The sequence below is a fragment of the Comamonas sp. BIGb0124 genome, from assembly GCF_003752175.1.
Lineage (GTDB): Bacteria > Pseudomonadota > Gammaproteobacteria > Burkholderiales > Burkholderiaceae_C > Comamonas_F.
The window spans coordinates 365262-379433 of record NZ_RJVF01000010.1 but is presented as its reverse complement, the minus strand read 5'-3'; the positions used below and the strand labels follow the sequence as shown (position 1 = coordinate 379433).

9 protein-coding genes are annotated in these 14172 nt (G+C 65.3%); 5 read left to right on the top strand and 4 right to left on the bottom strand.

Features of this window, described 5'->3' with window-relative positions; all coding sequences use genetic code 11:
• Nucleotides 1–254: 254 nt before the first annotated feature.
• The gene (locus EC845_RS12290; RefSeq protein ID WP_370451305.1) at nt 255–812 is read left to right on the top strand and encodes a C40 family peptidase; all 558 of its coding nucleotides are present in this window, start codon (nt 255–257) and stop codon (nt 810–812) included.
• 72 nt (nt 813–884) lie between these two features.
• A complete protein-coding gene (locus EC845_RS12285) occupies nt 885–1343 on the top strand; it encodes an EVE domain-containing protein (protein ID WP_123298476.1) in 459 nt (152 codons plus the stop codon).
• 154 nt (nt 1344–1497) lie between these two features.
• On the opposite strand, the gene lpdA is transcribed toward EC845_RS12285, so the two are convergent.
• From lpdA to aceE, 3 genes are all read right to left on the bottom strand, one after another.
• Nucleotides 1498–3330, bottom strand: a complete 1833-nt coding sequence (lpdA, locus tag EC845_RS12280; RefSeq protein ID WP_123298380.1) for a dihydrolipoyl dehydrogenase — start codon at nt 3328–3330, stop codon at nt 1498–1500.
• Between the two features lie 19 nt (nt 3331–3349).
• Complete coding sequence (gene aceF, locus EC845_RS12275) at nt 3350–5038, bottom strand: dihydrolipoyllysine-residue acetyltransferase (protein WP_123298379.1); 1689 nt, start codon at nt 5036–5038, stop codon at nt 3350–3352.
• A 123-nt stretch (nt 5039–5161) separates the two neighbouring features.
• Nucleotides 5162–7879, bottom strand: a complete 2718-nt coding sequence (gene aceE, locus EC845_RS12270; protein WP_123298378.1) for a pyruvate dehydrogenase (acetyl-transferring), homodimeric type — start codon at nt 7877–7879, stop codon at nt 5162–5164.
• 239 nt (nt 7880–8118) lie between these two features.
• On the opposite strand from aceE, the gene EC845_RS12265 reads away from it, so the two are divergent.
• The 3 genes from EC845_RS12265 to folD all read left to right on the top strand — a co-directional run bounded on the left by EC845_RS12265 (nt 8119) and on the right by folD (nt 12219).
• Nucleotides 8119–10662, top strand: a complete 2544-nt coding sequence (locus tag EC845_RS12265) for a PAS domain S-box protein (RefSeq protein WP_123298475.1) — start codon at nt 8119–8121, stop codon at nt 10660–10662.
• Complete coding sequence (locus EC845_RS12260) at nt 10659–11285, top strand: response regulator transcription factor (RefSeq protein WP_123298377.1); 627 nt, start codon at nt 10659–10661, stop codon at nt 11283–11285. The genes EC845_RS12265 and EC845_RS12260 overlap by 4 nt, the downstream gene beginning before the upstream one ends.
• A gap of 79 nt (nt 11286–11364) precedes the next feature.
• Nucleotides 11365–12219 carry a bifunctional methylenetetrahydrofolate dehydrogenase/methenyltetrahydrofolate cyclohydrolase FolD gene (folD, locus tag EC845_RS12255; protein WP_123298376.1) on the top strand — a complete coding sequence of 285 codons (855 nt, stop codon included), beginning with the start codon at nt 11365–11367 and terminating at the stop codon, nt 12217–12219.
• Nucleotides 12220–12229: 10 nt separating this feature from the next.
• Here the strand turns inward: folD and EC845_RS12250 are convergent, their stop codons facing one another.
• Nucleotides 12230–14059 carry an alkaline phosphatase gene (locus tag EC845_RS12250; protein WP_233598040.1) on the bottom strand — a complete coding sequence of 610 codons (1830 nt, stop codon included), beginning with the start codon at nt 14057–14059 and terminating at the stop codon, nt 12230–12232.
• Nucleotides 14060–14172: the final 113 nt, after the last annotated feature.

Below are 14172 nucleotides of genomic sequence, written 5' to 3'. Positions count from 1 at the left end.
TGCTTGTTCTTACCGGCTTTCTCCTCTGTGCACAGGTTCATGCAGATCCCCTGCAAAACGGCAACGCACGCAAGCCGGTCGACTACAGCAAGAGCCATGCGCTGAGCGGCCAAAGTCAGACAACAGGCCATACGCGCAGTGCACTCGACGATCTGCTGGTCAGCAAGGGCATCGGCCAACGCGGTGCCGGCCTGCCTGAAACGGCGCTGGCTCCCGAAGCCGAAACGGCTGCAGCCGGCTCCACACGCGATCCCATGGTCGACGAAATGACGTCCTGGCTGTCGACGCAGCAAGCCAAGGGATCCGTCTCGGCCGCAGCGGCCTCCTTCGAAGCCCAGCAGACCGTCTCGACCGCATCCCGCCTGGCAGACCAGTTCGCCACCCTCGTGGTCGATGCCATCAGCCACATCGGCGTGCCCTACAAATACGGCGGCAACAGCGTCGAGGCCGGCGGTTTCGACTGCAGCGGTTTCGTCAAGGCCGTCTATCACGAAGCGCTCGGCGCCATGCTGCCCCGCCGCTCCGAAGAGCAGGCCGCGGCCACGACCAAGATCGGCCGCGAGGAACTCAAGCCCGGCGATCTGGTGTTCTTCAAGACCACGCGCCGTGCCTTCAGCCATGTCGGCATCTACGTCGGTGACGACAAATTTGTGCACGCGCCCCGTTCCGGTGCACGCATCCGCATCGAAAACATGACGGACAACTACTGGACCCAGCGCTTCAACGGTGCCCGCCGTGTGGATGTGGCCGACAACAGCTCGCCTCGTGCCGAGCAGCATGTCCGTGTCAGCCACGGCAGCGGCGCGCTTTAAACGGCGCCCGCCTCTCCGGCCTCACGCCGGACCACGCTCGTGAACGCCTCGGCCTCCCCCCGCTACTGGCTGATGAAGTCAGAGCCCGACGAATGCGCCATCGACGACGCACTCGCGGCGCCCGATGCGACCGTGGCCTGGACGGGCGTGCGCAACTACCAGGCACGCAACTACATGCGCGACGACATGCAAGTGGGCGACGGCGTGCTGTTCTACCACTCCAGTTGCCCGGAACCCGGCATAGCCGGCATTGCCCGCATCGCATCCGGCACCCGGCCCGATCCGACACAGTTCGATCCCGCATCCCCCTATCACGACCCCAAGTCGCCGCCCGAACAGCCACGCTGGCTGCTGCTCGACGTCCAGGCCGTGCGCAAGATCGCGCTGATCCCCCTGGCGGACTTGCGGGCCGACCCGGCCCTCGAAGGCATGCTGCTGCTCAAGAAGGGCAGCCGCCTGTCCATCACGCCGGTCGATGCCGTGCATTGGCAGGCCATCATGAAGCGGCTCGACAGCGTCACGAACGCCTGAGCGCCCCCGGCACGGCCTTCCGCCTGCCACCCCACACCACGACATAAAAAACGCCGCCCGCAGGGTTCACATGCGGGCGGCGTGATGTTTTTTCCTCCGGTCAGGCCGTCGCCCGCGCGGGCGGGCCTGACCGGAGGAACGACTCCGGGTCGTTTTACTTGCGCTGCGGCGGCAGATCGGTGCAAGTGCCGTGAGCGGCTTCTGCAGCCAGACCCAGGCTTTCACCCAGCGTCGGGTGGGGATGGATGGTCTTGCCGATGTCGACTTCGTCGGCACCCATCTCGATGGCCAATGCGATCTCGCCGATCATGTCGCCCGCATGGGTACCCACGATGCCGCCGCCCAGGATGCGGTGGGTTTCCGCATCGAACAGCAGCTTGGTGAAGCCTTCGTCGCGGCCATTGGCAATGGCACGGCCCGAGGCGTTCCAGGGGAACAGACCCTTCTTGACCTTCACGCCCTGCGCCTTGGCCTGGTCTTCGGTCAGGCCGACCCATGCCACTTCGGGATCGGTATAGGCCACGCTCGGGATCACGCGGGCATTGAACGCCGTGCTGGCCAGTTCCTTGTTGCCCTGGATCTCGCCGGCGATGACCTCGGCAGCCACGTGCGCCTCGTGCACGGCCTTGTGTGCCAGCATGGGCTGGCCGACGACGTCGCCGATGGCGAAGATGTGCGGCACGTTGGTGCGCAGCTGGATATCGACCGGAATGAAACCCCGATCGCTCACCGCCACACCAGCGTGCTCGGCACCCACCTTCTTGCCGTTGGGCGTACGGCCCACGGCCTGCAGGACGAGGTCATAGACCTGCGGTTCCTTGGGCGCGCCCTCGCCTTCGAACGTCACCTCGATGCCCTGTTCGGTAGCCTTGGCACCCACCGTCTTGGTCTTGAGCATGACATTGTCGAAGCGGCCGGCGTTGAACTTCTGCCAGACCTTGACCAGGTCGCGATCGGCGCCCTGCATCAGGCCGTCGAGCATTTCGACCACGTCGAGACGCGCACCGACGGTGCTGCTGTAGACGGTGCCCATCTCGAGGCCGATGATGCCGCCGCCCACGATGAGCATGCGTTTGGGCTTGAAGTCCAGCGCCAGCGCACCGGTCGAATCCACGATGCGCGGATCCTGCGGCAGGAAAGGCAGGCGCACGGCCTGGGAACCGGCCGCGATGATGGCATTGCGGAAAGCCACGATCTTCTTGGCACCGGTCTTTTCCTGCGCATCGCCTGCGGTCTCCTCGACCTGCAGATGATGGGTGCCCACGAACGAGCCGTAGCCGCGCAGCACCGTCACCTTGCGCATCTTGGCCATCGCAGCCAGGCCGCCGGTCAGCTTGCCGATGACCTTTTCCTTGTGGGTGCGCAGCTTGCCGATGTCGACTTCGGGTTCGGCAAAGGTCACGCCCAGATCGGCGAAGTGCTTGACCTCGTCCATCACGGCAGCCACGTGCAGCAGCGCCTTGGAGGGGATGCAGCCCACATTCAGGCAGACCCCGCCCAGCGTGGTGTAACGCTCGACCAGCACCACCTTGAGGCCCAGATCGGCCGCGCGGAACGCGGCGGAGTAACCACCGGGGCCGCCACCGATCACGACCACGTCGGCTTCGACATCGACCGTGCCCGAATAGCTCGAGCCCGGTGCCGCAGCAGCGGCCGGTGCAGGCGTGGCCGCCGGCGCAGCAGCCGGTGCCGGCGCCGCAGAGGCAGCCGGCGCAGGCGCAGCCGCGGCAGGAGCCGGTGCGGCGGCGGCATCCGCCTCGAGCGTGAGCAGCACCGAGCCTTCCTTGACGTTGTCGCCCACCTTGACCAGCAGGGACTTGACCACGCCGGCGTGCGAAGACGGGATTTCCATCGACGCCTTGTCGCTTTCGACCGTGATCAGCGATTGTTCGGCGGCGATGGTGTCGCCTTCCTTGACCAGCACTTCGATCACGCTGACTTCGGCGAAGTCGCCGATGTCCGGAACCTTGATTTCGAGAGTTGCCATGGAGAGGTTCCTTTGCTCGTCAGACCAGCACGCGGCGGAAATCCGCCAGCAGCTGACCCAGGTAGGCGTTGAAGCGTGCGGCGGAAGCGCCGTCGATCACGCGGTGGTCGTACGACAGCGACAGCGGCACCATCAGGCGCGGCTGGAATGCCTTGCCGTCCCACACCGGCTGGAAGCTGGACTTGCTGACGCCCAGAATCGCCACCTCGGGTGCGTTGATGATGGGTGTGAACGAAGTGCCGCCGATTCCGCCGAGCGACGAGATCGAGAAGCAGCCGCCGGTCATCTCGGCCGGGCCGAGCTTGCCGTCACGCGCCTTGGCCGCGAGTTCGCCCATCTCCTTGGCGATCTGGGCCACGCCCTTGGTGTCGGCGTTCTTCAGCACGGGCACCACCAGGCCGTTGGGCGTATCCGCCGCAAAACCGATGTGGTAGTACTGCTTGTAGACCAGTTCGTCGCCGTCGAGGCTGGCGTTGAACTCGGGGAATTTCTTGAGCGCGGCGGCCACGGCCTTGATCAGGAAGGCCAGCATGGTGTACTTCACGCCCGACTTCGACTTCTCGGCTTCCTTGTTGAGCTGGACCCGCAGGGCTTCGAGCTCGGTGATGTCGGCCACGTCGTTGTTGGTCACATGGGGGATCTGCACCCAGTTGCGATGCAGGTTGGCACCCGAGATCTTCTTGATGCGCGACAGCGCCTTGCGCTCGACCGTGCCGAACTTGGCAAAGTCGACCTTGGGCCAGGGCAGCAGGTTGAGCTCGCCACCGCCGCTCACGCCACCGGAGGCAGCCGGCGCCTTGGCAGCCGCAGCCTTGGTCTGTGCCGTACCGGCCATCACGGCCTTCGTGAAGTGGGTCACGTCGTCCTGGGTGATGCGGCCCTTGGTGGCCGTGCCCTTGACTTCGTCGAGGGGCACACCGAGTTCACGCGCGAACTTGCGCACCGAAGGCGAGGCCAGCGGCAGCTTGCTGCTGGGTGCGACGGTCGGATCGTGCGCGGGCACCTTTGCCGCTGCAGGCGACGCTGCGGCCGGTGCCGGGGCGGACGAGGCTGCGGCAGCAGGAGCCGATGCAGCGGCCGGTGCAGGCGACGGTGCGGCAGCGGCAGGCGCTGCGGCATCGGACTGGCCCTGCACGATGGCCAGCAGGTCGCCGATGTTGAGCTTGTCGCCCAGCTTGACCTTGACTTCCTTGACCACGCCGCCGGCAGCCGACGGGATTTCCATCGAGGCCTTGTCGCTCTCGACGGTCACCAGCGATTGCTCGGCCTTGATCGTGTCGCCGGCCTTGATGAAGACCTCGATGACTTCGACGTCCTTGAAGTCGCCGATGTCGGGCACCCGGACTTCCACGTCGACAGCGGCAGCCGGTGCCGCGGCGGGAGCGGGAGCGGCTGCGGGAGCCTGAGCGGGGGCCGGAGCCTGTGCGGCGGGCGCGGGCGCGGGTGCGGGCGCAGCGGGTGCTTGCGCCGCATCGGACTCGACCGTCAACAGCACCGAGCCTTCGTTGACGGTATCGCCGATCTTGACCACGATGTCCTTGATCACGCCGGCTGCGCTCGACGGGATTTCCATCGAGGCCTTGTCGCTCTCGACCGTGATGATGGATTGTTCGACGCTGATGGTGTCACCGGGCTTGACGAGAATTTCGATGACAGCCACGTCCTTGACGTCACCGATATCGGGGACTTTGACTTCTACCTGTGCCATGGATGTGTCTCCGTAGGGGGCATGGGGGCAATTCTGGAGTCCGGTCGCCCTGCGCGGTGCATGGCCCGGACATTCTTTCACAGACGAGCGAACGGCATCGAGGCCGCTCGCCCGCCAGGCCGATCAGGCGTACAGCGGATTGATCTTGTCGACCGCCAGCTTGTACTTCTCGATCGCCTCGGCCACCTTGGTCAAAGGCAGCTTGCCTTCGTCGGCCAGGCTCTTGAGCGCGGCCACGACGATGTAATGGCGGTTGATCTCGAAGTGCTCGCGCAGCTTGGAACGGAAGTCGCTGCGGCCAAAGCCGTCGGTGCCCAGCACCTTGTAGTCGCGGCCCTTGGGGATGAAGGCGCGGATCTGCTCGGCGTAGTTCTTCATGTAGTCGGTCGAGGCGATGACCGGGCCTTCATGCGCTTGCAGTTGCTGCGTGACGAACGGCACGCGGGGCGTTTCGGTCGGGTGCAGCAGGTTCCAGCGGTCGGCGTCCTGGCCGTCGCGGGTGAGCTCGTTGAAGCTCGGGCAGCTCCAGACGTTGGCAGCCACGCCCCACTCTTCGGCCAGCAGCTTCTGAGCGGCGATGGACTCACGCAGGATGGTGCCCGAACCCAGCAGGTTGACGCGCAGCGTGCCGCCCTGGCCTTCGTCGAGCAGGTACATGCCCTTGATGATCTGCTCTTCGGTGCCGGCCTTGAGGCCCGGCTGTGCATAGTTCTCGTTGAGCAGCGTGATGTAGTAGTAGACGTTTTCCTGACGCTCCACCATGCGCTTCATGCCTTCTTGCATGATGACGGCGACTTCGTGAGCGAAGGTCGGGTCGTAGCTGATGCAGTTCGGGATGGTGCCGGCCAGGATGTGGCTATGGCCGTCTTCGTGCTGCAGGCCTTCGCCGTTGAGCGTGGTGCGGCCCGAGGTGCCGCCCAGCAGGAAGCCGCGTGCCTGCATGTCGCCCGCTGCCCAGGCCAGGTCGCCGATGCGCTGGAAACCGAACATCGAGTAGTAGACATAGAAGGGGATCATGATGCGGTTGTTCGTCGAATACGACGTTGCCGCGGCGATCCAGGAGGACATGCCGCCCGCTTCGTTGATGCCTTCCTGCAGGATCTGACCGGCCTTGTCTTCCCGGTAGTACATGACCTGGTCCTTGTCGACCGGGGTGTACAGCTGACCCTTGGGGTTGTAGATGCCGATCTGGCGGAACAGGCCTTCCATGCCGAACGTGCGGGCTTCATCCACCAGGATGGGCACGACGCGCGGGCCGATGGCCTTGTCGCGCAGCAGTTGCGTCAGGAAACGCACATAGGCCTGGGTGGTCGAGATCTCGCGGCCTTCGGCCGTCGGATCGGTCACGGCCTTGAACACGTCGAGCGCGGGCACGGTGAACTGCTCGTCCGATTTTGCGCGGCGATGCGGCAGGTAGCCGCCCAGCGCGGCGCGGCGCTCGTGCAGGTACTTCATTTCCGGCGTGTTGTCGGCCGGACGGTAGAAAGGCACGTCGGCCAGCTTGTCATCCGGAATCGGGATGTTGAAGCGGTCGCGGAAGAGGCGGATGTCGTCGTCCGCCAGTTTCTTGGTCTGGTGAGCGGTGTTCTTGCCTTCACCGATCTTGCCCATGCCATAGCCCTTGACGGTCTTGACGAGCAGCACGGTGGGCTGGCCCACGGTCTTGTTGGCCTTGTCGAAGGCGGCATAGACCTTGTACGGATCGTGGCCGCCGCGGCGCAGGGCCCAGACTTCGTCGTCGCTCAGGTGCTCGACCATCTTCAGCAGGCGCGGATCGCGGCCGAAGAAATGCTTGCGCACGTAGGCGCCGTCGTTGGCCTTGAAAGCCTGATAGTCGCCGTCGAGCGTGTCCATCATGACCTTGCGCAGGATGCCGTCCTTGTCCTTGGCCAGCAGCGGATCCCAGTTGCTGCCCCACAGCAGCTTGATGACGTTCCAGCCGGCGCCGCGGAACTCGCCTTCGAGTTCCTGGATGATCTTGCCGTTGCCGCGAACCGGGCCGTCCAGGCGCTGCAGGTTGCAGTTGACCACGAACACCAGGTTGTCCAGGCCTTCGCGCGCGGCCAGGCCGATGGCGCCCAGGCTTTCCGGCTCGTCCATCTCGCCGTCGCCCAGGAAAGCCCACACCTTGCGCTGCGACGTATCGGCCAGGCCGCGTGCATGCAGGTACTTCAGGAACCGGGCCTGATAGATCGCCATCAACGGGCCCAGGCCCATCGACACCGTGGGGAACTGCCAGAACTCGGGCATCAGCTTGGGATGCGGGTAGCTCGACAGGCCCTTGCCGTCGACTTCCTGACGGAAGTTCAGCAGTTGTTCTTCGCTCAGGCGGCCTTCGAGGAAAGCGCGCGCGTACACGCCGGGCGAGGAATGGCCCTGGATGTACAGCAGGTCGCCGCCGTGCGTGCCACCCTTGTCGGTGTCGTCGGCATGCCAGAAGTGGTTGAAGCCGGCCGCAAACATGTGCGCCAGCGAGGCAAACGAGGAGATGTGGCCACCCAGATCGCCGCCGTCTTCAGGATGCAGGCGGTTGGCCTTGACAACCATGGCCATGGCGTTCCAGCGCATGTAGGCACGCAGACGGCCTTCGAGCTCGAGATTGCCCGGCGTGCGCACTTCGGCATCGGCTTCGATGGTGTTGACGTAACCGGTGTTGGCCGAATAGGGCAGGTCGATACCGTTCTGGCGGCCTTCCTCGAGCAGTTGCTCGATCAGGAAATGGGCTCGCTCCCGTCCTTCGGACTGGATCACCGCGGCCAGGGCATCCAGCCATTCGCGGGTTTCTTGGCTATCGGTATCCTGGCCGCCGAGGCCGAGATGTTGATCAGGCTGTGCCGACATGGATGTCTCCTTGGTCTAGCGATTGTGGGTGTTGAAAATGGTCCGCCGCGGAGTGTCTCACAGTTTTTGAAGCTTTCCAATCTGTGAACTTCAATCTCATAATGCGGAATCACATGGTGCAGCGCAGCATAAATTGCAGTTCAATGGGGGCCGCGCCGCCTGTGCAGTTCACGATAATCCGAACTGCAGGCCTCCGCTCCCTGGACGGCATGCCGTTCTGCCTGCGCCTCCCCCATACCATGCCCAATCCAATCAAAACACTCAACCCCAGCTTGTTGGCCGCAACCGCCCGCAGCAGCATCGATCGCTGGTGGGAAAGCCAGTCACCTTCGCGACAGGACCGCTACATGGTCCTGGCCCCGCTGGGGGCCGTGCTGCTGTTCCTGGCCGCCATCTCCGCCGCCTTCTTCTACTTGAGAGCCGAGGAAATCTCGCGCGGCCAGGAGACCGTGATCCGCGACGTCGAGACCATGCGCCAGCAGATCCGCCTGCGCCTGGTCGAACAGCAGGAGCAGTTCATCCGCAGCGCACGCGAGCTGCAGGAGCAGCCCGACATACCGGCACAGGTCGATTTCTTCAGGGCGCAGGCGCTGGCCTATGCCCAGAAATACCCCGAACTGCAAACCGTGCTGTGGATCGACAATGCGCGCCACGTCATCGCCGGTCACATGTCCTACAGCACCCGTGCCTACGGCCAGACCCTGGAGGACATCAGCGCCCTGCCCCAGACCGCACAGACCTTCAGCGAGATCCGGCAGCTGCGCCAGCCCGTCTACTCGGCGCCCTACAAGAGCCGGCCCGAAAGCCACCTCGCGACCATGCAACTGCAGATCCCCGTCTTCGAGCAGGGCGAGGTCACCGGCGCACTGGTGGTCGAGTACGCGATCGAACGCATGCTGCCGTTCTCGGTCTCGAGCGACGTCGGCACCCGCTACGCCATCACGCTGCTCGACGACAAGGATCAGTTGCTGGCGGGCGCGCCGATTCCCGCCAACGCGCAATCGCTGCTGCCCTGGATCAACCCCAGCAGCGAATACATGGCCCCGGTCTACCCCGTGGGCGACACGCTGCAGGTGCGCGCACAGATGTACCGCACCTCGCTCAACGTGGTCGGCAGCGGCCTGTTCTGGATGGTGTGCGCGCTCAGTGCCCTGACGGTGTGGGCACTGCTGGCCAACTGGCGCCACATGCGCCGGCGCCAGCAGGCCCAGCGCGCGCTGATCGCCGAGACCAACTTCCGCCGCGCCATGGAAAACTCGATGCGCATCGGCCTGCGTGCCATGGACATGCAGGGCCGCATCAGTTATGTGAACCCCGCTTTCTGCCAGATGACGGGATGGGACGAGAACGAACTGGTCGGCCAGACGGCCCCTTTCCCGCACTGGCCCGAGCAGGACCGCGAACTGCTCAGCGCCCGCCTGCAGGACGAGCTCAGCGGGCATTTCAGCCCGGGCGGTTTCCAGGTGCGCGTCAAACGCAAGAACGGCACGCTGTTCGATGCACGGATGTACGTCTCGCCGCTGATCGATCCGCAGGGCGCGCAGGGCGGCTGGATGACCTCGATGACCGACATCACCGAGCCCAACCGCATCCGGGAACAGCTCTCGGCCTCTTACCAGCGCTTCACCACAGTGCTCGAGGCGCTCGACGCCTCGGTGTCGGTCGCCCCGCTGGGCAGCACCGAACTGCTGTTCGCCAACAAGCTCTACCGGCAATGGTTCGGCACGCAGACCAAGGGCCATCTCGACATGGTGGCGCAGGCCGGCATGACAGGCGCCGGTGCGCACGACGAGTCGCTCGACGAGGTCGACAGCTTTGCCGGCCTGCCCACGGACGAGCTCACCTCGGCCCAGAGCGGCAGTGCCGAGATCTACGTCGCCGAGCTCGACAAGTGGCTGGAAATCCGCTCGCGTTACCTGAGTTGGGTGGACGGGCGGCTGGCGCAGATGGTGATCGCTTCGGACATCACCGCGCGCCGCCATGCCGAGGAGCAGGCGGCGCGGCAGGCCGAACGCGCCGAGTCGGCCAACCGGCTGATCACCATGGGCGAAATGGCCTCGTCGGTGGCCCACGAGCTCAACCAGCCGCTGGCGGCCATCAGCAACTACTGCAACGGCATGCTCTCGCGCCTGCGCAGCCAGCAGCTCACCGAGGACGACCTCACCAAGGCGCTCGAGAAGACCTCGCACCAGGCGCATCGGGCCGGCCAGATCATCCAGCGCATCCGCGCCTTCGTCAAACGCAGCGAGCCCAACCGCACGTTGTCGGCCGTCGACGTGATCGTCGGCGAAGCCCTCGAGCTCGCCGAACTCGAACTGCGCCGGCGCAACGTCAGGCTCAGCCACTACGTGGCGGCACGCCTGCCCCGGGTCATGGCCGATCCGATCCTGATCGAGCAGGTGCTGATCAACCTGATCAAGAATGCCGGCGAAGCCATCGACCAGGCCGGCAAGCCCAGCACCCAGCGCAACGTCGAGCTGCGCGTCGTCCCGCGCCAGATCGAAGGCCGCGACGTCATCGAGTTCTCGGTACGCGATTCCGGCCCGGGTCTTCCGGCCGAAATCATGTCGCAGATTTTCGATGCCTTTTTCACCACCAAGGAGGAAGGCATGGGCATCGGACTCAAACTGTGTCGTACCATCGTGGAATCCCATCAGGGCAGGTTGCAGGCCGATAACATCTACAATGGCCCAGACATCACAGGCAGCCGCTTCAGCTTCTGGCTCCCAGTGGCGAGTGCTACCGATTTTGACGACACATCAGAGGATGAGGTAATCGTATGAGCGTGATTCCGAAGAAAGGCACCATCTATGTGGTGGACGACGACGAGGCCGTGCGCGACTCGCTGCAATGGCTGCTCGAAGGCAAGGACTACAGGGTGCGCTGCTTCGATTCGGCAGAAAGTTTTCTCTCGCGCTACGACCCACGCGAAGTCGCCTGCCTGCTGGTCGACATCCGCATGGACGGCATGAGCGGTCTCGAACTGCAGGACAAGCTGCTCGAGCGCAAGTCGCCGCTGCCCATCGTGTTCATCACCGGCCACGGCGATGTGCCCATGGCCGTGGACACCATGAAGAAGGGCGCGCTCGACTTCATCCAGAAGCCCTTCAAGGAAGAACAGCTGGTGCTGCTGGTCGAACGCATGCTCGACGTGGCCCGCGACGCCTTCTCCGACTACCAGCAGGCCGCCAGCCGCGACGCGCTGCTCTCCAAGCTGACCGGCCGCGAATCCCAGGTGCTCGAGCGCATCGTCGCCGGCCGCCTCAACAAGCAGATCGCCGACGACCTCAACATCAGCATCAAGACCGTGGAGGCGCATCGCGCCAACATCATGGAAAAGCTGGGCGCCAACACCGTGGCCGACCTGCTCAAGATCGCACTCGGACAGACCAGCGCCAAGGCCTGAGCCTCCGCTCCCGACCCATCGCCCGTAGTACAGCAGGCTACGGGCGTTTTCTTTTTTCCCGATACCGCACGCACTGCATATGACCGCACAGCTCATCAACGGCAACGCCCTTTCCACCCAGCTTCGCGCCGAGGTCGCCACACGCGCCGCGCGCCTCAAGGCCCAGGGCATGACGCCCGGCCTGGCCGTGGTTCTGGTGGGCGACAACCCGGCCTCCCAGGTCTATGTCCGCAACAAGGTCAAGGCCTGCGAAGACAACGGCCTGCATTCCGTGCTCGAAAAATACGACGCCACCCTGACCGAAGCCGAACTGCTGGCCCGCGTGGATGCGCTGAACAATGACCCGACCATCCACGGCATTCTGGTGCAGTTGCCTCTGCCCGCCCACATCGATGCGCAGAAGGTGATCGAAGCCATCTCGCCGGCCAAGGACGTCGACGGTTTCCACATCGCCAGCGCCGGCGCACTGATGACCGGCACACCGGGCTTCTGGCCCTGCACGCCCTACGGCTGCATGAAGATGCTCGAATCCATCGGTTACGACCTGCGCGGCAAGCATGCAGTGGTCATCGGCCGCTCGAACATCGTGGGCAAGCCGATGGCGCTGATGCTGCTGCAGAAGAACGCCACCGTGACCGTCTGCCACAGCGCCACGCGCGATCTCAAGGCCCAGACGCTGCAGGCCGACGTGATCGTCGCCGCGGTGGGCAAACGCGACGTGCTGACGGCCGACATGGTCAAGCCGGGCGCCGTGGTCATCGACGTCGGCATGAACCGCAACGACGAAGGCAAGCTGTGCGGCGACGTCGACTTCGACGGCGTCAAGGAAGTGGCCGGCTACATCACTCCCGTGCCCGGCGGCGTGGGCCCCATGACCATCACCATGCTGCTGGTCAACACCCTCGAATCCGCAGAGCGCGCCCAGCAGGCCTGAGGCCCGTGGCTCAGGCCGCTGCCAGCGAGAGGACGTGCGAGCCCGCCTGCGTGGTCGCGACCTGTCCCACGCTGGCCGTGAAGGTCCGGCGGGTCACCGTGTCGACATAGATCCACTCCGCCCGGCACTGTTCGGGGCTGGCCACCACCCGCATGTAGCCTCGGCGCGAGGTGTCGCAGTAACGCAGTGTCTCGATGAGCTGCACCAGCATGGGCGCCAGTTGCTGGGGCGGCACGCTGGCCAGGTACTGCTCGAAGCCCGGCGAGCTCACGGACGACGTGGCGAATTCCACGCCCACGGCATTTCCGGCCAGATCGCGCAGATCGCTGGCCCAGGCGTTGTGGGTGTCTCCCGCCAGAACCACCAGATTCTTGTCCAGCGCGCGGGCCATGCCCAGCACCGTTTCCCGCGCGGCCTGGTAACCGTCCCAGGCATCCAGGTTGTAAGGGATGGAGGGGGCCTGCAGCACGGCCAGCTCCGCGGGCGTCAGCGCCCCGGGATTCGATTGCGCCTTGGCCACGATGGCGGCATAGGCCGTCACGCTCACGCCCGTGGTCGGATCGGTGAAATTCATCAGCAAGGGCGCCGGCACCTGCATGCGCGCCATCAGCACCTGCTGACCCAGTACCTGCCAGGTGGCGGTCGATGCCGTCATCTGCTGCTGCAGCCACCGGGTCTGGGCCGTTCCCATCAGTTGCCGGTCGGCACGCCCCACGTCGGCCACGAAGGCCTGGGCGTCGATGCCGCCGGCGCCGATGTAGTCCGCGTAATCCAATTGCTGTTCGCGGCCCACCACGCGTGTGTCGAGCATGTGCAGTGCCAGCAGGTCGCCGAAAGCAAAGCTGCGGTAGATGCGATCGGGCTGGGCGGCATCGGGCAGACGCGTGGGCATCCACTCGTGATAGGCCTGGATGGCCGCGGCGCGGCGCAGCGCAAAATCGCCTTCGGTGGCCGTATCGTGGTTCTCGGCGCCAGCCATCCAGGTGTCGTTGCTGATCTCGTGGTCGTCCCACACGGCGATCATGGGCACCACGGCATGCAAGGCCTGCAGATCGGCATCCGACCGGTACTGCGCATGACGCTCGCGGTAATCCACCAGGGTCAGGATCTCGTGCGCAGGCAGCGACAGGCGGCCCAGCGCCTCGGCCTCGCCGGATGCATAACCGTCCCGGCTGTACTCATAGATGTAGTCGCCCAGATGCACCGCGACGTCGAAATCCCGGCGGCGGGCGGCCTCGGCGTACACGTTGAAGTAGCCGGCGGGATAGTTGGAGCACGAGAACACCGCCAGCCGGGCCTGCTGAACCGAGCCGGCCGGCAGCGTGCGGGTGCGGCCCACGATCGACTGCACGCCATGGCTGGTGAACCGATAGCAGTAATCCCGGCCCGCGGAGAGGCCTTGCGCATCCACTTTCACGGTATAGCCCGATGCGGCGGTGGCGATGACGCTGCCCTCGCTGACGATCCGCGTGAAGGATTCGTCCTCGGCCACTTGCCAGCCGACGGGCAGGTCCACATCCTGGTCGCTGCTGACCTGCGTCCACAGCATGACGCGGTCGGCCAGAGGGTCGCCGCTGGCCACCCCGAAATGGAAAGCGACCTCGGGTACCGGCGTGCCGCCTCCGCCCGTATCGCCACCGCCGGCCGGTTCGTCGTCGCCATCGCTGCCGCCGCATGCGGCCAGAGCGCCGCTCACCGTCATGCCCAGTACCAGCGCCCGCACGAACTGCCGGCGGCTCGGACCGTGTTCACCTGCACGCGGCGCGCGCAGGTCGCCGCCGGCATCCAGGCCAGGCGATGTCAGCCAATGGGTCAACGGGGTTTTCTTGTCGTGGGTCATGATGGGATTTCTGGGGGGTTGGATTCGAACCACCCGCTACCTTGCAAAACCCTGATGACCCGGCCATGACAATCGCCCCCCAGGGACGTCGGCCATGGGCCACCCCATCCGGC